Source organism: Metasolibacillus meyeri (assembly GCF_003049505.1).
Taxonomy (GTDB): Bacteria; Bacillota; Bacilli; order Bacillales_A; family Planococcaceae; genus Metasolibacillus; species Metasolibacillus meyeri.
On record NZ_PYWN01000110.1, the window covers coordinates 1 to 22,731 of the forward strand.

The window sequence follows — 22,731 nt, forward strand, 5'->3', positions numbered from 1 at the left end:
CTGATTTGGAGCCACTCACTTTCAAAGATTTTTTCATTTCTTACTTGACTTTATGTAGTTAGTCTTTCTTTTATTCACTAAAGCCAAGTGGAAGAATAGAAAAAAGCGATATTAGGACAGAGCCTAACATCGCTTGGAAGTCGGTTTCTATCCACATCCCTACGCAAGCGTTAACTTACAGGTTCAAAGAGTCAATACAACGAGTGTACAATCTCAGCCGACTTCATCGGCCCCCCTTGTGGTTATTAGTTTATTAATTTGTTAGAACAACTTTATTGTACTGAATATATTTTTGTATTTCAATACGTTTTTACTATTCAACTACAGGCTTTTTCATAAAGCCTACAATTAACGCCGTTACAATTGCGCCAATTAATACCGCTAATAAGTACATGAATGGATTTCCTTCTACCACAGGGAATACGAATAGACCGCCATGTGGTGCTGGAAGACCGATACCAAAGATCATTGTTAATGCTCCTGCTACAGCCGAACCAATAACCGATGCTGTAATCACGCGTACAGGGTCTGCCGCCGCGAATGGAATTGCACCTTCTGTAATAAATGATGCCCCCATAATGTAACATGTTTTCCCTGCGTCTTTTTCACTTTTCGTAAATTTGCTTTTGAAAAATGTTGTTGCCAATGCAAGACCTAATGGTGGCACCATACCACCTGCCATAACTGCTGCGTGCGGTGCAAAATTCCCCGCATCAATCATCGCGATACCGAATGTAAATGCTGCCTTATTAATAGGACCACCCATATCAATCGCCATCATTCCACCAAGTAGTAAGCCAAGCAATACTAAGTTACCAGTTCCCATACCGGATAAAAATACTGTAATCACTTCATTGATTCCTTTTACTGGCTCAATAATTACATACATCATGATAAGCCCTGTAAATAAAATACCGAATAATGGATATAACAATACTGGTTTAATTCCTTCCAGTGACGAAGGTAGTTTACTAAATAGTTTTTTCAAGCCAAGCACTAAATAACCTGCTAAGAATCCAGCAATCAATCCACCTAAGAAGCCTGCTCCACCTGTCGCAGCCATCAAACCACCGACCATACCTGGTGCAAAACCTGGTCGATCCGCAATACTCATTGCGATAAATGCAGCTAATACTGGAATCATTAAGCCAAATGCATTGCCACCACCAATTATATTTAGTGCTTCTGCAATTGGATGATAGGACGGGTCATTCGGATCAAACGCTTCAATACCGAACATAAAGGAAATTGCAATTAAAATACCGCCACCAACAACGAACGGTAGCATGTTCGATACACCATTCATTAAATGTTTGTAAAAGCCTGTTCCTTTGCTACTTTCTTCACTTTCTTGCTTGCCTGACGCTTGATAAATCGGTGCATCTTGCTTTACTGCTCGCTCGATTAATTGCTGTGTTTTACGGATGCCATCCGCTACAGGAACTTGAATAACATGCTTGCCTGCAAAGCGGGCCATGTCCACTTGCTTATCTGCTGCGACAATAATCGCTGTCGCATTGGCAATTTCATCTGCTGTCAGCGCATTTTTCACACCTGTTGAACCATTCGTTTCAACTTTAATGTCAACGCCCATTTCAGCTGCTTTATTTTTTAATGCATCTGCTGCCATATACGTATGAGCAATGCCTGTTGGACATGCTGTGACAGCTAAGATTCTCCCTTTAGACGAAGCTTCTGTCTGCGCTGGTGCTACTTCCTCTTCCTCATCTTCATGGTCTTGACTATCTATCAATGCTAAAATTTCATCTTCTGATTGTGCTTTCATCAATTGCTCACGGAATGCTGGATCCATTAATAGCATAGATAAGCGTGATAATGTCTCTAAATGTGTGTTATTTGCACCTTCTGAAGCAGCAATCATGAAAAATAAATGGCTAGGCTGACCATCTAATGCTTCATAATCAATGCCTGCCTGTGAGCGTCCAAAAGCAAGTGCGGGTGTACGAACCGCATTCGTTTTCGCATGTGGAATGGCTACGCCTTCACCAATACCTGTCGTGCTTTGTGCTTCACGTGCTAAAATTGCTTCTTTATAGGCTACGGTATCTGTTAATCTGCCTGCCTTATCCAGTTTTGCTACTAACTCATCAATAACCGCTTCCTTCGAAGTAGATGATAAGTTTAAAATCATTGTCTCTTTTTTCAACAGCTCTGTAATTCTCATTCTTCTCTCCTCCTTACATCGTTGTTAATTTAATTTGAGGAAGTAGTTCCTCGACCTCTGATTGCGTACATAACTCTGGTGAAAATGCTGTTGCACTACCCGATGCTACCCCGTAAGCAAATGCTTGCTGCACATCACCTGTACGGAAATAACAGCTTAAAAAGCCTGCTACAACCGAATCGCCTGCACCTACTGAATTTTTTAGCACGCCTTTCGGCACATTCGCATAAAGTGCTAAGTCTTTGCTAAATAATAATGCTCCTGCACCAGCCATTGACACGATAACATGCTGCGCTCCCATTTCAACAAGACGCTTGCCATAAGGAATTGCCTCTTCTATCGTTTCAATCGTCACATCAAACAACTCGCCAAGCTCATGATGATTTGGCTTTATTAAAAAAGGTTTATTTGGTAAAACATTTAGCAACACTTCTCCTGTCGTATCAGCAACGATCTTTGCTCCTTTTTTCGTCGCAATTGACGACATCGTTTCATAAATTGTTACGGGTAAAGACTGCGGGATACTTCCTGCTAACACAAGTACATCATCAGCAGTCAACGCATCAATTTTATTTAATAAGTCAGCCAATTCTTGCTCTTGAATCATTGGCCCTTGCCCATTAATTTCTGTTTCTTGACCCGTTTTTAGCTTAATATTAATACGTGTATCTTCTTGCACCTCAACAAAGTCTGTGACAATCCCTCTTTGCTTTAAAGCATCCGCAATATAATCACCTGTAAAGCCACCTACAAAGCCTAATGCCTTATTATTCGTTCCTAATCGCTTCAGCACTTGTGACACGTTAATTCCTTTACCACCAGGGAATTTCGCTTCTTTTTGAATTTTATTCAATACCCCTACTTCGAAATTTTCTACTTCCACGATAAAATCAATAGATGGATTTAATGTCATCGTGTAAATCATGCTTTAACCACCTTTACATTTGTTTGTGCTTGCAAAGCTTTGTGCAAACTTTCCTTTATGCCATTTGTAATAATTGTCGCTTCCTGCAAATCCGCTACTTTCGCAAAATACACTTCATTGAATTTTGAATCATCTACTAATACGTAAGCTTCTTGTGCTAGCCGAATAGCTGTTATTTTAATCATTGCTTCTTCTGGATCTGGCGTTGTATAGCCATATTCCAAATGCACACCATTTGCCCCGATAAAACATTTATCGAAGCGGTATTGCTTCAAACTAATGATTGCACCTTGCCCAATCATTGCCCTCGTTTGATGCTTAATCGCTCCACCAATCAAATACGTTTTAATATTATTTTCTATTAGTAAATCAAGGTGATAAGCACTGTTTGTTACAACAACTACCTGCTTCTCCCGTAAATATGGAATCATTTCATAAACCGTCGTTCCTGCATCTAAATAAATACAGTCTCCGTCCTCTACTAAACCTGCCGCAAAAGATGCAAGCGCTTTCTTCTTGTGGAGGTTTTTGGAGGATTTTTCAGAAACACTCGGCTCAACTAACTTCCCTTGTAATCTTGATGCTCCGCCATGAATGCGTTTTAATACTTTTGCTCGCTCTAGTTGAATTAAATCTCTTCGAATTGTTGATTCAGAGGCATTCGTTATATCCATTAATTCCTGCATTGTGACAATATCTTGCTGCTTTAGTACTTCACGAATTAAGCGCTGTCGTTCAACTGTTAACATCTCTCCACCTCCTACATGTTCTTACCTATATATTAATTCGAATTTTAAGATAAATCAACAACTTTCTTTCAAAACCATTCAAAATAAATCAAAATCATTCATTTTAAGTTATGTTTTTTCATGTTATTTTAATTTTTTTTCTAATGAATCAATAATTATTGAAACTTCTGTATATATTTATACGTATAGATATTAAACTTTTAAAGGGGATGAGCTAATGGAGAATCGTAACATTTTAAGTGCTCTGAGCTATTTAAGTATTTTCTTTGCACCATTTATAGCACCGATTATTATTTGGCTAGTTTCTACAGATGACACTGTTCGTTACCATGCAAAACGCGCACTCATTTCACATATTATTCCGATTGTACTAGGTATACTATTTGGTGTCTTCTTTATCTTTACGACAATTTTTGGAGGGGCTCAAGAAGACGCGACTTTCTTTTTCCTAGGCTTTGGTGGCATGCTGCTTTATGGTCTATTGTATTTAGCATTCGTCATTTGGAATATCGTACAAGCCGTACTTGTATTCCGTAATGTTTAGTAAAAGGGGCTAGTTGGGTATACTAAAAACACCAATACAAGCTGAAATCAAAGGAGCGAATCAATTATGAAACTTGGCAAAATTGTAAAAACAGCTATTAAATGGGCGCCTGTTGCTTATCCAATTATCAAAAAAATACTGAATGATAAAAAACAAAAACCAGTAAAATAATTTAGAGGCTGTTGGAATTCGTCCAACAGCCTCTTTTTTATATACATTTAATGTAAGTATTCAACTCAAAATTTTCAAGCTATACACCTGGTACTTTAATTGTTGTTTGACTAAAGCCTTCTTTTAATTTTTCAACGTGTAAAACTGCTGGAATCGCTGCCTTCAAGTCTGTTACATGTGAAATAACCCCAACCATGCGCCCTGATTTTTGTAAATCGATTAATGTATCAATGGCACGCATTAAAGATTCTTCATCAAGCGAACCGAAGCCTTCATCGATAAACATCGTATCAATTTGTACATTGCCCTGAAAGCTTTGAATAATGTCAGCCATGCCTAATGCTAAGCAAAGGGATGCATTGAATTTTTCTCCACCTGATAAGGATTTCACATCGCGTGTTTGCCCTGTGTAGCTATCATATACATCTAAACTCAATCCACTTTGACGTCCATGTGCCTCTTGACGCTCCGAGCATACTAACTGATATTGTCCATTTGATAAATGTTTGAGACGGTGATTGGCTGCCTCTGTAATTTGCTCTAAATACCCGATTTGTACATAGCGTTCAAAGGAAATTTTTCTTTGATTTTGCCCACGTAATATATTATACAACGCAATTACTTCATTTGCTGTTTGTGTTAATGTATAGATTTCATCTGCTATTTGTAATAGCTTATCTTTATATTCTACGCACAGCTCTTGATAATTTTTCGAGGCATTCGCTGTTCGCAACGCATCTTCATACGCCTCTTTAAATGCTAACAATTGCTCTGTAGCCGATGCTACATCAGCCTTTTCAGCATTTGCTAGTTGCTCCCCTTCTTGCTCAACAAATATTGCTAAGGCATGCAGTTCCTTCGTATAAATCATATATTCCTGCTGCAATAGTTGTATTTGCTGCTCTGTACGTCGGCACTGAATGAATTCCTCTTCTGTCGTAAATCCTAGCGCCTCTCTTCTATCGTTAAATTGCTTCGTTACAGCTGTAAGCTTTTGCTGTAATTCTTCATAGCTTGCAGTTGATAATGTATGTGCTTCCGTTACCTTTATATACTCAGCTTGTATCTCATCATAGTTTTTCTGTGCATTATTTAGCGCTTGCTGCAATGTTTGTAACATTTGTTTCTTTTGCTCCAACACTTCCTCTAATTGTGTAAGACTACTCATTGTTGGTGGTATATACAGACGCTTTTGCTCTAAAACCGTTTGCTGCTGAAGGATGGTGTTTTTTAATTGCTGTAACTGTTGTTCATTACTTTTTTGCTGTGGTTCAAGCTCCGTAATGGCAAGTTGCAAAGCCTTCAATTGTTGACGATTCATCACCAGTTTTTCTGCTGATTGTTGCAATTGCACGATTTCATCCTTATTTTGCTGATAGCGCGCTCTATAAGAAAGAGCCTCGCTACTTTCTGCATCGAACTGTTGAAGCTGAGTGTGCAGCTGACTTTGTTCTTGTACCGCAATATGATGCTCTGTCGTTAATTGCAGGACTTGTTGGTGAAGCTGAGTCGCCTGCTCCTTCAATTGCTGTAAATGCTGTTGATCTATTTGCTCACTAGCATTTTCGTTAATTGTAGGATGGTCTACGCTTCCACAAACTGGACAAGGCTCTCCACTTACTAATTGTAGCGCTAACATATGTGCTTGATTCGTTAGCCAGCCTTTCATTTCTTCATCATAAAGCTTTTGCACTTCTTCATATTTTTGCTGTATATATGAAAGGTTTTCGGCGAGCTGCTGCTCTGCTCTATCCGTATTTGCTAACTTTTCAAATAAAGCAACTACTTCCTTTAGATGCTGCTGTTGTTCTAATCGCTCTGGTAACCTCGCTACTTGCTCCTCTTGCTGTTCAATAACATTTTGTTGTTCATTCATTTGCCACTTCAAATTTTCAATCTGCTTATTACGCTTATCCATTTCCTGCTGTTGCTCACTAAGCGTTCGTTGATAGTTTTCTATAGAACGAGTTAACAGTGCGATTTCCTCATAAAGCGGCTTCGTCTTCTCTAGCTCCACTAGCTCCTGCTGATAGGCTAGTCGTTCCGCTTCTCGCTCTTTTTCTGCCTGCAATTTTGCATATGCCTCTTGCTGTGTTTCCTGTAGTTGCTGCTTTTTCGTAAACAATATTGCTAAATTGGTAGCTTTATCCTTCACTTCCTCCTTAAGCTCTGTGCACTGTTCAGCAATTGGTATAAGTTGCTGTGCCTTAATAGCTGCCTCATATTGTGCCTTCTTATTTTCAAAAAAAGCCTCCTCCAGCTTCTTCGTAGCAAGCTCCTGCTGTTTTTTTTCGAACAATTCAATTCTTTCGTTTAGGCGCTGCCATTCTATGACAATCTTTTGCTGCTCCTCATGCTTCGCAAATGCTTGCTTATAATGCTTAGCATCTGCATCTGCCTGCAATTCATAATACTGCAGCTCCTGCTCCAAAGCCTCATCTATTTGATATAAATTCGCTTCGCCTTGTAACCGTTCAAAAAGCAATGAATCGCGCTTTGGCAATGCGCCTGCAAGTTGTTCAACATAGCTTTCGCTACGTGCAATCGCCATTTTTTGCTGCTGCTCCGCCTGTTGCTTTTTCACTTCAAGTTTCTTAGCAATTTCTCCATAACGCTCCGTTTTAAAAATTTTGCGTAAAATCGCCTCTTTATTATCCGATTGTGATGTTAATAGCTTACGAAACTCCCCTTGTGGCAACATAATAATTTGACTAAATTGGTCATAGGTTAAGCCAATAAGTTCCTCAATTTTTTTGTTAATATCCGTTACTTTTTGTCGCTCTACAGCAGTTTCCTCTGTTCCATCCCTGTGCACACGCATAAATTCATACGCTTCTCCGCTTGGTGATTTACGCCCTTTTTTAATATGCGCTAACTGACGCTTTACACGATATATATTACCGCGCACTTCAAATACTAGCTCCACGGCTGTATGTATATCATCCTCAGCAAAATCACTGCGCACTGATTTATTTTCTTTGCGGTCTTGTCCACTTGCAGTACCATACAAAGCAAAAGTAATGCCATCAAAAATTGTCGTCTTCCCCGCACCCGTTTGACCAGAAATAACAAACAAGCGATGCTTTTGCAGTTCAGTAAAATCAATGACTTCCTTTTTCTTAAATGGACCAAATGCTTGAAGCGTTAAACGAATTGGTTTCATTTCACTGTTTCCTCCTCGCGTTCTTCCATTAACAACTCCTGCAATGCCTCATCAAATAGCTGAAGTGCATGTTGCGAAGGTTCCTCCCCTGTCATTTCCTTCATAAAACCTTGAAATAATGTGCGCTCATCTAGTTGATCTCGCATTATTACTCGCTCTTCATCTCGCTCAACGAATATCGTTTTTCTCTCTACATGCAATGCATTTTTATAAACCGTGCGTAGTTGCTCCATCGCCCCTATAACAGGTGTCGTATCCGTTAAGCGAATAAAAACATAATCCTCACTCTCTTTATGCTGTAAAATCTCTTGTAACGTACCTTCTACCATGCGTAAATCTCGACGAGGGATAAACGGACGTTTCGTCACAGTTACTTTACCATCAGCCATCAAATCAATGACAAGGAATCCCTTTTCATGAGATGCTTCAGATGCAGAATATTTAAGTGGCGAGCCTGCATAACGAATTGTTTCATTCAACACATAGTGGGCGCGATGTAGGTGTCCCAATGCTGTATAATGAAATGGTTCAAAATAATGCGCGTTCACACACTCCGAGCCACCGATTGCAAGTGGACGTTCCGAATCGCTCGTATTATCTTGCTTATCGCCATTTGGTGTTACGAAAGCATGGGCAATCGCAATATGCCGTGCATTGGTATCTAAATTAGATACAATGTGTTCAATTGTTTTTCTCATCGCATCATCATAGGTGAGTATCGTTTCATCCTGCAAAACGGTCTTTACTGTTGCAGGCTCTGCAAATGGAATAAGGTGAAAATGTACTTCGCCATGTCCATCATTTAAGACAACAGGCTGCTGTAGTTCACTAAAATCACCTACAATGTGTAGCCCTGCCCGTTGCATGAGTTGTCGCCCAAATTGTAGGCGAGTAGGACTATCATGATTACCTGCGATAGCTAGAACCGGAATTTTTCGCTGTAATGAGATTTTACTCAATATGTCATCTAATAAATCTACTGCATCCACTGGTGGAATTGCACGGTCATACAAATCACCAGCGATAATAATCACATCTGGCTGCTCTTGATCAATTGCAGCTATAAACTGCTCCAATATGAAGTGCTGGTCCTCCGTCATATAAACACCTTGCACAAGCTTCCCTAAATGCCAATCAGCTGTATGGAAAATTTTCATTATCGTTACTTCCTCTCTAAATCATTGCTTTTATTTTAGCATGATGTTTTTTTGGAGCAAATTAAGATCAACAAATTCAAATCAGATGGCACATATCGATAAATTTAGAATTACTTTCGAATAAAATCAAAAGTAATAATTCGCTCAATCAATGTTGATTTTCGCACATTAAGCAGTGAAATTCGCACACAAGATATTCAATTCAAAAATAGAAGTTATACAACGCTCCATCACCCAATGCCAAATTCATAGCAAAACAAAAGCTGTAGGGACAACAACTCCCTACAGCTTTCCATTTTAATAATTTGGTTGCATTTTACCGTTCGTAATATCTTCCATATAGTGACATGCCACTTGATGTCCCTCTTTCATCAAGTTGGATGTGCGCAGTTGCGGCTCCTCTGTGCGGCATTTGTCTGTCGCAAATGGACAGCGTGTATGGAAACGGCAGCCATTTGGTGGATCAATCGGTGATGGCACGTCACCTTTTAAAATAATACGATCTTTTTTAGCGTCTGGATCTGGTACTGGAATTGCTGATAATAATGCTTTCGTATATGGATGCTGTGGATTTTCGAATAAGCTCGTCTTATCGGCAATCTCCACAATTTTCCCTAAGTACATTACGATAATTCGGTCTGAAATATGACGTACTACCCCTAAATCGTGGGAAATAAATAAATATGTTAAGCCATATTCATTCTGTAATTCCTCTAATAAGTTTAGCACTTGTGCTTGAATTGATACGTCCAATGCAGATACGGCCTCATCACAAATAATAAGCTTTGGGTTTACAGAAAGTGCCCGTGCAATACCGATACGCTGACGTTGACCACCAGAGAACTCGTGCGGATAACGATCTGCCTGATATGGACGTAAGCCCACTGTTTCTAAAAGTTCTTCGATACGTGCACGACGCTGGTTTGGCGGCAAAACATTTTGAATTTGCATCGCCTCACCTAAAAGACCTGCTACTGTTTGTCGTGGATTAATCGACGCGTAAGGATCTTGGAAAATAATTTGTAAATCTTTACGGAACTTACGCATTTCTCTCTTTGAAATTTTCGTTAAATCTGTGCCTTGGAATTCTACAACACCTTCTGTAGGCTCTTCTAATCTCAGAATAGCACGTCCAGTTGTTGATTTACCACAGCCAGATTCCCCTACAATACTTACAGTTTCACCTTCATAAATTGTAAATGAAACGCCATCCAGTGCTTTTACATGGTTTACTGTACGACCAAGAAAACCACCTTTAATAGGGAAATATTGCTTTAATCCCTCAACCTTTAACAGTTCTTTTTTCGCCATATAGCGTCACCTCCGAATCGCCATCCCACTCATCTGAATACATCCAGCAACGAATTTGCTCGTTATTTGCTACTCTTTCAAGAGTTGGTGGCTTACTATGACAGCCCTGCGTAGCTACTGGGCAACGCGGTGCAAAGCGACAGCCTATAGGCATATCATGCGGGCTAGGAACCATACCTTTAATCGGAATGAGTTTTTCTTGATCCACATCGTGACGTGGCAATGAATTTAATAGTCCTAATGTGTATGGGTGCTTCGGATTTTTAAATAGTGAACGTACATCCGAATATTCCACTACTTGACCTGCATACATAACAGCTACATAATCACATGTTTCTGCGACTACACCTAAATCATGCGTAATCATGATAACAGACATGCCTAAACGATTTTGTAAATCTCGAATAAGCTCTAAAATTTGTGCTTGAATCGTTACGTCAAGTGCAGTTGTTGGCTCATCTGCAATTAAAATTTCCGGATCACAAGCGAGGGCCATCGCAATCATTACACGTTGACGCATCCCCCCCGAAAGCTCATGCGGATACTGCTTTACACGCTTCTCAGGCGAAGGAATTCCTACAAGCTTCAACATCTCTACAGATTGTTTCATCGCCTCTTGTTTTGAAATCTTTTTATGGATAATTAATGTTTCACTTATTTGTTGACCTACTGTATAAACAGGGTTCAACGAAGTCATTGGCTCTTGGAAAATCATTGAAATTTGATTTCCACGAACATCGCGCATTTGTTTATCCGTCAGTTTTCGTAAATCCTTTCCTTTGAAAAGGATTTCACCTTCTTTTATTTTTCCGTTTTTCGCAAGAAGTTGAAGAATAGATAAAGATGTAATACTTTTACCTGATCCTGACTCTCCTACAATACCAATCGTTTTCCCTTTTGGTACGACAAAGCTAACGCCATCAACAGCTCGTACCTCGCCACCATCCGTAGTAAAAACTGTTTGTAAGTTGTTTACTTCTAAAATATTTTCTAATTGTTGTGTCACAATGATTCACCTCATTTCACTTTAAACTAATTCAAGTCGATTCGTTTATTTAATAATTTGTATGAAACATCTACGAGCAAGTTTACAAGTACGAAAATAACCGAAATGACGAGTACGGTTCCTTGTACAATTGGGAAGTCCCTTTGCCTAATCGCATCAATTGTTAAACGTCCCATTCCGTTAATTGCGAAAATTGTTTCTGTTAATACCGCTCCTCCTAAGAAACCACCAAACTCAAGCCCAATTACTGTTACAACAGGAATTAATGCATTTTTAAGTGCATGACGGTAAATAACGATACGCTCTGAAACCCCTTTTGCACGAGCAGTACGAATATAATCTTGTCCAATAACTTCTAGCATAGAAGAACGTGTCATACGAGCGATAATCGCTGCTCCCCCAGTACCTAAAGTAATAACTGGCAGCACCATCTGTCGCCACGATTCTCCCCAACCAGATGGTCGCATGTGAATAATATCGAACAACCACTTCGGCATGTCCGTATCGAATGGTAAATTACCTAATGCGAACCATTGAATTAATACTAAGCCGAGCCAGAAGTTCGGCATCGATAAACCAAATAATGCGATAATCATAATGAAAATATCTGTCAATGTGTAATGACGTACAGCAGACACAATACCTGCAATTAACCCGATAAATACGGCTAAAATCGTTGAGTATATTGCTAATTCAACAGTAACCCAAAATCGTGTTGAAATTTCATCCATTACAGGACGTCCTGTACGCACTGAATTTCCTAAATCACCTTTTATTGCGCTTGACATAAAGCGTCCATATTGGACGTATGCCGGATCATTTAATCCTAATTTTTCACGTAAATTTTCAATTGTTTGCTCTGAAGCTCCCTCACCAGCCATTACGCGTGCAGGATCCCCTGGAATAAGGAACATCAATGAAAATACTAAAATCGATACCCCAATTAATACTGGAATCGTTTGTAACAAACGACGAATAATATATTTTGTCATAGCTGCCCCTCCTTTATTGCTTCATTTTTGGATCTAGTGCATCACGTAGACCATCTCCGAATATATTAAATGCTAATACTACAATGACAATCATCATACCTGGGAACATTACCATATGACCTGCGTTATGCATGTAAGTACGCCCATCATTTAACATCGCTCCCCATTCAGGATCAGGCGGCTGTGCACCTAGACCTAAGAAAGCTAAACCAGAGGCAGTTAAAATAGCTGTTGCAATACGCATCGTTGCTTGAACAATAATCGGCGACATAATATTCGGTAAAATATGTAAGAAAATAATACGTCCATCACTTGCACCGAGCGCTTTCACAGCATCTATATATTCCAGCTTTTTCACTTGTAGCGTGGAGCCTCGAACAATTCGGGCAAATGCGGGTACGGAGAATATACCTACCGCAATAATTACGTTTGTTAAGCTACCACCTAATACAGACACGATTGCTAATGCTAATAAAATACCTGGGAAAGCTAGTAAAATATCCATTATACGCATTGTAATCGTATCTACTATGCCACCATAATAACCTGCGACAATTCCTAATACGACACCAATAACGCCTCCAATAAATACGGATAAAAATCCAACTTTCAATGTAAGCTGTGTACCGAAAATAATACGAGTAAATATATCTCGACCAAAATTATCTGTTCCAAACCAATGCTCTTTTGATGGTGGCTGGAGTTTATTCACTATGTTTTGTGCATTAGGGTCTGTTTTTAAAAACAGCGGTCCGAATATACCAACTAATATGATGAATAAAATAATTAAGCCTCCAACTACTGCAGCCTTATTTTTCAGCAATCTTTTAGAGAAGGTTTTAAAAGCTTCTACTCGTGGATTACTTCTTGTTGCGTTTGTAACTTTTTCAGTTTGCACGCTCATTGTGATCACCCTTTCATTAATCAAATTCTTCTGATTATTTGATTTATTCTTGTGCCTTAACTGCCCTCATTCAGATTTTTACAAGCACATGTGAAAAAATCTATAACACCGACAAAATCTCATCTTTATTCAGCAAGAGTTCATGCCTACATTTATTAAATATTGGTCTCACTACATCATTGCAGATGTTAACAAATATTTATTAGTGCTAATGCCTTGCTTTCATAAAAAGAAAATATATGCATTTATCACTTGTGGCATAAAGCTTGTTGCTACTACTATGCATACGCTGTTATTGCATTTTCACAAAAGAAATTGCTCTTGCGATTACTCGTTGCAGAAAATATTGCTGAATCAAAGATAAAGATTACTTAGTATGAATAACAGTATATATATGAATACAACGCATTTTCAATAGTTTTTTAATTGTTCTAAAATATAATATTACTTTTTGCCGAATAATTACTTTAATAAAATTCGCTGTTTTTTATTATTAAAATCCTAATAAATTCACGTTTTGAAAGGGTTTTCATTACTCGATATTTGAAGTAATAAAAAGCATTCACGACAAGAAGTTAAAAGAAAAATCTTTATTTTTAAACAATTTATTGCCTGCAAACAAATAGGTGTGGTATATTCTAACCAGAGATTACAGTCTCGTAATATTCTAGAATAATTTTTGAAGGGGGATTTTCCACATGGCATTTTCAAAAAAGTCACTATGGCTACTTTTCTTAACTTTAACGCTAACGCTTGTTTTAGCAGCATGTGGCGGTAAATCAGAAGAATCAGAAAAAGGTAATACTTCAAATGAGGGAGAGGGCTCTCAAACAGAAGGTACTACTGAAACAGAAGCTGAGGGCGGTGGCGATTTAATTATTGCTGAGTTATCAGATGCCTCATCATTAGACCCACACGGTTCAAATGACGTTCCATCTTCAAACGTCCAAGGTCAACTTTATGAAACTTTAGTTGTTCGTGATGCAAACGGCGAACTAGCTCCTGGCTTAGCGGAGTCATGGACGCAAGTTGATGATTTAACTTGGGAATTTAAACTACGCACTGGCGTAACTTTCCATGATGGTGAAGCTTTTAATGCGGAAGCAGTAAAGAAAAACTTTGATCGTCTTTTAGATCCTGTAGTTGCTTCTCCACGTGCATTTTTATACGAAATGGTAACAGAAGTAAATGTGATTGATGAAACGACTGTACAATTTGTAACAGAGTACCCATTCTCACCATTACTTGCTCACTTAACACATAACGGTGGCGGTATCATCTCTCCAAAATCGATTGATGAAGACTATGCAGCAATCTCTGGTGATACACTTGCAGGCTCTGTTATCGGTACAAACCCAGTTGGTACTGGTGCATTCAAGTTCGTATCTTGGGTACCAGGTAACGAAATTAAACTTGCTAAAAACACAGATTACTGGGGTACACCAGCACATGTTGATAGTGTAACAATTAAAGTTATTCCAGAAATGGCTACACGTGTTGCTGAGCTACAATCAGGTAATGCGCATATTATTGGTACTGTTGAACCAGCTCAAGTAGCAAATGTTAATGCTTCAGGTGTTGCATCAGTTGATGAAACAGCATCGAGCTCTTTAACATATGTTGGCTTTAATACAAATAAAGCACCATTTGATAACCCGCTTGTACGTCAAGCAATTTCAAAAGCAATTGATCGTCAAACTATAATTGATGGTCTTTATGAAGGCTTTGGTATTCCGGCAATCAGCCCACTTTCACCAGGAATCTTTGGCTACACAGAAGATGTAACGCCAACAGACTTCAACATTGAAGAAGCAAAAGCTTTACTTGCTGAAGCAGGCTATGCTGATGGCTTTAAAACAACACTTTGGACAAATGATAACCCAGTTCGTCAAAATGTTGCTGTTGTTTTACAAGATGCTTTAAAACAATTAAACATTGATGTAAGCATTGAAGTAATGGAGTTTGGTGCATATTTAGAGAAAACGGCTGCTGGTGAACATGATATGTTCATCTTAGGTTGGTCAAATAGCACAGGTGATGCTGACTACGGTCTATATGCATTATTCCACTCTACACAGCACGGTGACCCAGGTAACCGTTCATTCTATTCTAACGCAGAAGTTGATAAGCTATTAGACGCAGGTCGTCGTGAAGCAGATCAAGATGCACGTTTAGGTCTTTACAAAGATGCAATCCAACTGATTTCAGAGGATGCACCTATGGCATTCGTTTTACACCCATCTATTTTAACAGGTGTATCTGACAAGGTTACAGGCTTCCGTGTAACATCTGACAGCATGTATCACTTACAAGATGTTAAAATTAACAAATAAGTAATTAAGTAATAAGGCTGTTTGGAGCTCATGCTAACACATGACGTTCCAAACAGCCTTCACTTTTTTATTCAAGAGGATTGAAGAGTCCATATATTAATAAGGGCTCATTCGCAAATCCTCCACTAAATCTTTATTGCTTTCATTCATTTGTAGGAGCTGTTCAAACCCAATTGGATTGGGCTCTGGTAGCATAGCTTTGTTTAAAAGCTTCCCACTATATTGTGCTAAAAATGCATTAGCCATCACTAAATAGCCTTCCATCGTGGGATGGACATCTGCATAATTCGGTAAATATTGATTAAAGTTTTGCTCAACTGCGATAAAATATGCTCCATGTGCCTCCGCTTGCTGCTGCAAAATGTCATTTAGCAAATCAAGTTGTTGTGCTGTTCCAACTTTTTGTGTTTCGTGTACATTGGGATATGGAAAATAATAGCCCATCACATAAATTTCAGCATTCGGTGCAACATCCTTTAATTTTTGTAAAAGCACATCTACCTTTTGCCGTACTTGATTTAATGAAAAGTCAGCAGCTAATTGGGAATACGTTAATGTGCCAGCTTCTGGCCGATGCTGAACAATTTGCAATAAGTCATTCGCACCTGCTGAAATCGTAATTAACGTCGCCTTTGACAATAAGCTTTGTGCATCAGGTTGCTCGATACGCTGCAAAACATTCGCTACTGTATAGCCTGGAAATGTTAATTCCTTTGAATAAAATTGCAGTTCTTGGCTTAATTTAAGTGCAATTAAATCGGTATAACCTGTATCAATTTGGCGGTAAGGCGTTTGCCCTGCTGCTAGAGAATCACCTAATGGAATATACACTTCCTGTGCTTGCACCTTTGTGGCACCAACTACTAGCAAAAGTAACACAAGCCATTTTTTCATCTTTAAAATGCCCAGCTTCCTTGACGGAAAATTGGCTCTAATGTGCCGTCTTCTAATTCCCCATCGATATTCATTTCACCACTGCCAATCATAAAGTCCTCATGCGTAATCGATGTATTAATACCTAGTGATTCAAGCTGTCCCTGTGCAAGCTCGCGACCACCTTCATAGCATGTCGGATATGCTTCACCAATCGCTAAATGGTTTGATGCATTTTCATCAAACAATGTGTTGTAATATAAAATATTTGATGCTGAAATTGGTGACTCATGTGGAACTAAAGCAACCTCTCCTAAATAAGCCGAGCCTTCATCTGCACTAATTAGCTCTTGTAATAATTCATTGCCAGTCTCTGCTTGTGCCTTCACGATTTTACCGGCTTCAAACGTCAACATAAATTGATCAATAATATTGCCTTTATAAACAAGTGGCTTCGTATTAGATACCGTCCCATTTACACCGTATTTCGCTGGCAATGTATATACTTCTTCTGTCGGCATATTGGCAATAAATATTGTACCTTGTGGTGTTTTGCTGCTCCCGCATTGCCAAATATGTTTGTCTGGCAGTTCAATTGTTAAATCGGTACCTGATGCTTTATAGTGTAGTTTTTTATACTTTTTACTATTTAATTTAGCTGCTCTCGCCTCTAAGCTAGCTACATGGTTTTGCCATTGTTCTACCGCATTCCCTTGCCCGATATGCACCGTTGCAAAAATGGCTTCCCATAAAGCATTTATTTGCTCATTCGCTGGTAAACTTGGAAATACTTTCGCAGCCCATTTTGCAGATGGCACAGCAATAATCGACCATGCAATATCATCATTCATCACTGCTTTTCGATAGTTAACAAGTGCATTGCCTGATGCCTTTTGCTGTGCTGCAAGCTTCGTTACATCAATACCTGCTAATAAATCTGGATCTTCTGCATCAATCCATAATAACGCACCTTGACGGGCAATTAACTCTTCACGTTGTGCAACAATCCACTGTGGAAACTTTTCAATTTCCTCCGTTGTTGTATGCTCAAAAAATGCACGCTCAAATGCTGCATCGGTTAAATTAACATGCACACGTCCTGCCCCAGCTTCATAGGCTTTTTTCACAACTAAGCGCGTAAATTCAAGCGTATCTGTTGATGTGTTAATTAATAAATATTGACCTTGTTGAATATTGACACCGACACGCACAGCCAGTTCTGCGTATTCAGCTAATTTTTCCTCAAATATCATCGTACATTCCCCTTTTACTTATTGAATTTTTTCCCTTTTTTCTCATTCGATGTAGGTGCAGCAATTGTTTTCGTATTGCCTTCAATAAGCTCCCCTTTATGCCATACTTTTTGCACCGCTTTAAGCTCTAATTCACGCAGCCATTTTTTATATGTTTTTTCATCTCGATATGATAATAGTGTCAATACTTCACCATCAGCGCCCGCGCGCCCTGTACGCCCAGAACGATGCGTATATTGTTCAATTGTACGTGGAACATCTACATGGAGTACATGCGTCAAACCTGAAATATCTAACCCTCGTGCTGCAATATCTGTAGCGATTAAAATGCGTGCCTCCCCTTTGCGGAATGCCTCCAGCGTTTTTTGACGTTCTTCCTTCTTCATATCAGAGTGAAGTGCAACGATTGGCGCATCTTTATAGGCTAATTTATTTTGCTTCATCAAGACTTGGTCGATGTTATTAACAAAGGCTAATGCACGTACACCTGAAATATTTGATAAACGACGTAGTAAATCGGTTTTATCGCGCTCATCTACTTTTACATAAGAGTGAACAATTTTGCCCACCTTCACCATATCTTCAGGCTTAATTTTAATATGTATCGGTTCAAACATGAGTCGCTCCGCTACAATTTCAATTTCCTCCGTGATTGTTGCTGATACGACGACAACTTGGCGTCCAAACGCTGCACCATCAATAAATGATTTCACAACAACGCGATATTCACGGCTTAATAGCTGATCACATTCATCAAGCACAATCATTTCAACTTCTTTTAATTTCAGCTTTCCTGCACGGGCTAGCTCGTTTAAACGTCCAGGTGTACCAACAACAATGGTTGGCTTCTTTTTTAATTTCTCAATTTGGCGTGCGGAGTTCGCACCACCGATTAATTGTTGCACGGTAATATCCGTTCCTTCAATCCATTCACGAATAACATTAACAATTTGCATTGCAAGCTCTTGAGATGGTGCAACAATCAGTGCCTGTGTTTGCTTTTTACTACCGTTGACCTTGTTTAAAATTGGTAGCACATAGGCTAATGTTTTTCCTGAGCCAGTAGGTGATTCTGCTACAATATCTTTGCCATCTAACATCGCAGGAATCATTTCTTGCTGGATTTTCATTTCATGTTCAAATGTCCATTTTTTTTGTAACGTTTCATTCAATAATTGAATCGCCGACATGATTATACCCACCTTTATTTTACTTACTGTATTAGTAAGTGTATCATATTTCCTCACAAAAAATAGGCTAGCGGGAGGAGCAGATGTGAAAAAAAGCTCCTTTTCTCTAGCCTCATCTTTTATAATATTTGGTGCTTTTCTTAATTTGATACCTCATAGCCACATGCAATAATCGCCACTTCAGCAAGTACCAGTAGCGAATCGATATAACGGCTACCTAAACGTAGCTCTTTATTAATAATCGATAGCTCCGTGCAACCTAAAACAATAAAATCACACTGTTGCTGTAGCATCTCCTCTTCAATTGGTCGCCACAGCTCTTTACTTACTGTTTTACCTGACTTCACATAATCATAAATAACAGACATCACTTGCTGTTGAACTTCCTTTTTCGGGATAATTGGCTGAATATCTACTTCCAATAATGCTTGCTGATACACTTCAGCAGCAAGTGTACCGTCTGTTGCTAAAATACCGACACGTTTTGCCCCAAGCTCACGTGCACGCTTTGCCGTTTCTTGAATCATATGTACTATCGGTACAGGACAAGCTCCTTGCATCTCCGCATAAAATGTATGTGCTGTGTTACAGGGGATACAAATTATATCTGCTCCATATGCAGCAAGCTTTTTTGCATCTCGTTGTAAAAAAGGAAGAGGACTTTGCTTCGTTTGATCTAAAATATAGGCAGTACGATCAGGAATCGTCGTATCGTTATCAATGATGATATGAACATGCTCCTGATCCGTACTTGCCTTCGTGCGGCGTACAATCATTTCACCGATAAACATTGTCGCAAGTGGACCAACACCACCAATAATGCCAAGTGTCTTTTTCATCACTCGCTCAACCCTTTATTGTTAAAGTATTTCTTATATTTACGGTAATAATTTAAGCTGTTGAGTGTCAGCTTTGACCAACGTTTTATATTCATATCTTTATTGTAAAATAATGAATTTGTAAACTTACCTTGGCGAATCAAGCTTTTCGCTTCCATCTTCATTTTTTCATTTGAAGCATATTTAAATAATACACCTTTCGGAATAATCATCCATAAATGTGGATTATCTGCATATGTTAGCTGCTGTTTAATGTTCAGCATATAATCATCTGCTACATATTTCATTAAATTATAACCTGCTGCTGTTACATAATAGCTTGAACGCCCATTACGTAAATTGATTTCAAATAGCTTATATTGCCCATCACGCGTATCGTACTTCATATCGAAATTGGCAAACCCTGTGTAACCAATATCCTCCAAGAAGATGCGAACTTGATCCATTAACTCTTTATCAAACGTCGTAATAATCGCCGCGTAGCTACCAATTCCCTCTGGTGAATGCTCTTCTAGTATAGGGTTTCCTAAACACATAAGCTTCACCTTTCCATCTTTTCCTACATATGCATTCAGCACACGCATATAAGAATCATCGCCTGGAATAAATTCTTGAATAATCAATGTGTCCTGATAGCTCGATTGATAAATCGCTTTTAAAATGGCTGTTTTCTCCGCCTCATCATGCGCCACGAACACTTTCTTTTTTCCTGGAAATGAGCATGCCCAGTATGCTACTGAGTTCGAAGCTTTAATAATAATTGGGTAGCTAAAGGGAGGTTCAAATTGCTCGTAGTTTTCCACTGTGACCGTCGTTGTACCTGGATATTTAAAGTCATATTTATCACACATTTTATAGAAGTTTTCCTTCAATAAAATTTGATCCATTAGCTCTTCATCAATGTATGGTACTGTAAAATATTGCTGTAGTGCAGGCTTATTTTTAATAATTAATTTCGCATAATCATCACCACATGCTAATAATAAAAGTTTTTTGCCTTCATATTGCTGTGCGATTTTTTCTAGTGCAGGTAAAAAAACATCCTCTTCGTTTAAGCGGTCAATTGCTTGGAATTTTAAAATATCGCTATCTTGTGTAGCTGTTAAATGCGAGCGTCCCAATACAAGCGGACGAATACCGTATGCCTCAAAAAAAGAACGGGCCATACCGTAAGCATTCATATCTGAACCTAATAATATTGGTAAAAATGGTTGTTCCATTGTTTTTTCAACTCTCTTTAATTTTGTAGTATACGCTTTAGTGTATCATATTTTAAGCATTCGTTACGTAAAAAACTCCCTACAAAAAGCAAAAACAAGTTATTATATGTATATCCAAAACATTAAGGTGATACGATGAAACAATCTGCCGAGCCGTTACAAGCATTAGAATTAGAAATCAAGCAAACATTAGACATACTCATCCATTTAGCATTAGAGGAAAAACACGCTGAAATGAATAGCTCTTTTGCGAAATTGCTCGCAAAAGTACAAGCAAGAGGCCTAATTGATTATCAGCTAAACGTACTCGTTGAGCCACAAACTTGCGCGACTGAAACATGCCTTTTATTGCAAAGCTTGCAAGAAGCAAAATCAAAGCCGCGCAAAAGACATAAGCTACTCACACATCGTATGATTCTCAAAATATGGTTGCGAAAAAACCCGCTTTTTAGAAAAGAATTTCTACCCCAAATGTTTTAAAGAGAGCAATGGGACAACCTACCTATTGCCCTCTTTAACTTTTCAACTTAGCTTGTCGATGTTGCCACTGTTCAAACCAGCCCGTTATTTCTTTATCAGGCTCTACTGTCAGCTGCTCTTTCAACGTTTGCTTGAGCAATGTATATTGCTGTTCAACAGAGCTTGCATCACCGATCACGTCATATAACTTCATTAACGTAAAATAATGTGATTCTTCATCTACATTTAGCTTTTGCAGTTTCCTAACAACTGCAATTGCGGATGTATATTTCTTCTCGTTTATATAAAATTTACTTAGCTGTATAGCATGCTCAAGCCACAACCGCTTTAAATACTCTCGCTCACTTTCCACCCAAATATAATCACAATCACTTAATAAATGTTCCTCATATGCGTTAACTACTTGCTCATGTTGCTTATATGTATCAATCGAAAGGGGTGGTAATGCTTTCAGCTGCTTCATCCATTCATTGACATCAATCAGTATATTTCCTAGCTGTAGTTGATAGCCTGAATCAAATACTGGGCTTGAAATATGAATATCCTCTAAATTATATTTTTTTAGTGTGTGACGAATTGTAGAAATCGTTGTATATAACTGATTAACAGCTTTATTAACATCTACTCCAGCCCAAAACATCTCGAGTAATGTGTCTCTTAAAATGGTTTTTTCATGATTTAATACCATGTAAGAAAAAATTTCCTTCGCTTTCGCTGTACGCCACTTCATAGCTTGTATTTGTCCATTTGCTAATACAACTTTTACCCCTCCAAAAAGCTGAAGTGAGATGCTATTATTTTTGGTAATATGCTGATGACTATAGATAATAGTTTGTAACCTCTCCATTGTTTTATGTAATCGTTCTTTGCGTACAGGCTTTAGCATATAGTCAATTGCATGTACATTAAATGCATCGATTGCATAACGGTCATATGCTGTAATAAAAACAATTTCGACATCGGGCTGAATCGCTTGTATTTTTTCTGCAAGCTCTAAGCCATTTAGAGCAGGCATCTGAATATCTAAAAATACAACATCCGGCTGTAATGTTGCTATATTTTTTAACGCCTCTAGTGGATTCATAAATTCACCAACAACTTGAATTGGCCGTATTTCACAATTGATTAATAATTTTTTTAAGTGTTTGATTGGTAAAGCTTCATCATCTATAAGTATGACTCTCATGAAATGCCCCCTCTTGCTCATAAATCTCAGTCTATCATTTCGAATAGTCGTTGCTGTCATCACTAACCTATTACTTTGCCACCTACCCTTTCGAAATGGTAAATAAAGCAAAATGATATTCTCCTTTGCAGTAAGAAAGTTATAAGAAACCAAAAACAATAATAAAAGTATTAATTTGTAATTTTTATGCTAATATATTACCCCTTGGTAAAGCCTACTTTTTAATGTAACATATATACTATATCGGACT

18 protein-coding genes and 1 riboswitch are annotated in these 22,731 nt (G+C 38.4%); of the genes, 3 read left to right on the forward strand and 15 right to left on the reverse strand.

The annotated features are described in order from the left end of the window. Window positions 1–139: 139 nt before the first annotated feature. Window positions 140–247: riboswitch (TPP riboswitch) on the reverse strand. Window positions 248–313: 66 nt separating this feature from the next. Genes C9J34_RS15705 through C9J34_RS15715 form a run of 3 tightly spaced genes read right to left on the reverse strand, consistent with a single transcriptional unit; the run spans window position 314 to window position 3,859 of the window. Further along, on the reverse strand, window positions 314–2,185 hold the full coding sequence (locus C9J34_RS15705; protein WP_107841128.1) for a PTS fructose transporter subunit IIABC: 1,872 nt from the start codon (window positions 2,183–2,185) through the stop codon (window positions 314–316). A 13-nt stretch (window positions 2,186–2,198) separates the two neighbouring features. Next, complete coding sequence (gene pfkB / locus C9J34_RS15710) at window positions 2,199–3,110, reverse strand: 1-phosphofructokinase (protein WP_107841129.1); 912 nt, start codon at window positions 3,108–3,110, stop codon at window positions 2,199–2,201. Beyond that, window positions 3,107–3,859: a DeoR/GlpR family DNA-binding transcription regulator gene (locus C9J34_RS15715; protein WP_107841130.1), complete on the reverse strand. Its 753-nt coding sequence runs from the start codon at window positions 3,857–3,859 to the stop codon at window positions 3,107–3,109. Before C9J34_RS15715 ends, pfkB begins: the two co-directional genes overlap by 4 nt. Window positions 3,860–4,076: 217 nt before the next feature. Here C9J34_RS15715 and C9J34_RS15720 point away from each other — a divergent pair, with 217 nt between their 5' ends. Further along, window positions 4,077–4,403 carry a magnetosome magnetite crystal formation protein family gene (locus C9J34_RS15720; protein WP_107841131.1) on the forward strand — a complete coding sequence of 109 codons (327 nt, stop codon included), beginning with the start codon at window positions 4,077–4,079 and terminating at the stop codon, window positions 4,401–4,403. Between the two features lie 250 nt (window positions 4,404–4,653). Here C9J34_RS15720 and C9J34_RS15725 read toward each other — a convergent pair whose 3' ends face one another. The 6 genes from C9J34_RS15725 to nikC form a co-directional block, all read right to left on the reverse strand. Then, entirely contained in the window at window positions 4,654–7,737 is a 3,084-nt protein-coding gene (locus C9J34_RS15725) for an SbcC/MukB-like Walker B domain-containing protein (RefSeq protein WP_107841132.1), read from the reverse strand. Beyond that, entirely contained in the window at window positions 7,734–8,894 is a 1,161-nt protein-coding gene (locus C9J34_RS15730; protein ID WP_107841133.1) for an exonuclease SbcCD subunit D, read from the reverse strand. The genes C9J34_RS15725 and C9J34_RS15730 overlap by 4 nt, the downstream gene beginning before the upstream one ends. 297 nt (window positions 8,895–9,191) lie before the next feature. Beyond that, window positions 9,192–10,205 carry an ABC transporter ATP-binding protein gene (locus tag C9J34_RS15735; RefSeq protein WP_107841134.1) on the reverse strand — a complete coding sequence of 338 codons (1,014 nt, stop codon included), beginning with the start codon at window positions 10,203–10,205 and terminating at the stop codon, window positions 9,192–9,194. Continuing rightward, the gene (locus tag C9J34_RS15740) at window positions 10,177–11,211 is read right to left on the reverse strand and encodes an ABC transporter ATP-binding protein (protein WP_107841135.1); all 1,035 of its coding nucleotides are present in this window, start codon (window positions 11,209–11,211) and stop codon (window positions 10,177–10,179) included. Before C9J34_RS15740 ends, C9J34_RS15735 begins: the two co-directional genes overlap by 29 nt. Before the next feature lie 26 nt (window positions 11,212–11,237). Beyond that, window positions 11,238–12,203 (reverse strand): ABC transporter permease, encoded by a 966-nt coding sequence (locus tag C9J34_RS15745; RefSeq protein WP_107841136.1) that lies wholly within the window; start codon window positions 12,201–12,203, stop codon window positions 11,238–11,240. Between the two features lie 13 nt (window positions 12,204–12,216). Then, on the reverse strand, window positions 12,217–13,107 hold the full coding sequence (gene nikC, locus C9J34_RS15750) for a nickel transporter permease (protein WP_107841137.1): 891 nt from the start codon (window positions 13,105–13,107) through the stop codon (window positions 12,217–12,219). Window positions 13,108–13,805: 698 nt separating this feature from the next. Between nikC and C9J34_RS15755 the strand changes: the two genes are divergently transcribed. After that, the gene (locus C9J34_RS15755) at window positions 13,806–15,440 is read left to right on the forward strand and encodes a glutathione ABC transporter substrate-binding protein (RefSeq protein WP_107841138.1); all 1,635 of its coding nucleotides are present in this window, start codon (window positions 13,806–13,808) and stop codon (window positions 15,438–15,440) included. Between the two features lie 96 nt (window positions 15,441–15,536). Here C9J34_RS15755 and C9J34_RS15760 read toward each other — a convergent pair whose 3' ends face one another. From C9J34_RS15760 to C9J34_RS15780, 5 genes are all read right to left on the reverse strand, one after another. Further along, entirely contained in the window at window positions 15,537–16,334 is a 798-nt protein-coding gene (locus tag C9J34_RS15760; RefSeq protein WP_107841139.1) for an SGNH/GDSL hydrolase family protein, read from the reverse strand. A gap of 2 nt (window positions 16,335–16,336) precedes the next feature. Then, window positions 16,337–17,566 (reverse strand): aminopeptidase, encoded by a 1,230-nt coding sequence (locus C9J34_RS15765; RefSeq protein WP_107841140.1) that lies wholly within the window; start codon window positions 17,564–17,566, stop codon window positions 16,337–16,339. Window positions 17,567–17,580: 14 nt separating this feature from the next. Further along, on the reverse strand, window positions 17,581–18,756 hold the full coding sequence (locus tag C9J34_RS15770) for a DEAD/DEAH box helicase (protein ID WP_107841141.1): 1,176 nt from the start codon (window positions 18,754–18,756) through the stop codon (window positions 17,581–17,583). Between the two features lie 140 nt (window positions 18,757–18,896). Next, window positions 18,897–19,598 (reverse strand): cysteate racemase, encoded by a 702-nt coding sequence (gene cuyB, locus C9J34_RS15775; RefSeq protein WP_107841142.1) that lies wholly within the window; start codon window positions 19,596–19,598, stop codon window positions 18,897–18,899. Continuing rightward, window positions 19,595–20,815: a carboxylate--amine ligase gene (locus C9J34_RS15780; protein ID WP_107841143.1), complete on the reverse strand. Its 1,221-nt coding sequence runs from the start codon at window positions 20,813–20,815 to the stop codon at window positions 19,595–19,597. Before C9J34_RS15780 ends, cuyB begins: the two co-directional genes overlap by 4 nt. 135 nt (window positions 20,816–20,950) lie before the next feature. On the opposite strand from C9J34_RS15780, the gene C9J34_RS15785 reads away from it, so the two are divergent. After that, window positions 20,951–21,295 carry a hypothetical protein gene (locus C9J34_RS15785; RefSeq protein WP_107841144.1) on the forward strand — a complete coding sequence of 115 codons (345 nt, stop codon included), beginning with the start codon at window positions 20,951–20,953 and terminating at the stop codon, window positions 21,293–21,295. A gap of 34 nt (window positions 21,296–21,329) precedes the next feature. Here C9J34_RS15785 and C9J34_RS15790 read toward each other — a convergent pair whose 3' ends face one another. After that, entirely contained in the window at window positions 21,330–22,481 is a 1,152-nt protein-coding gene (locus C9J34_RS15790; RefSeq protein WP_107841145.1) for a response regulator, read from the reverse strand. Window positions 22,482–22,731 lie beyond the last annotated feature (250 nt).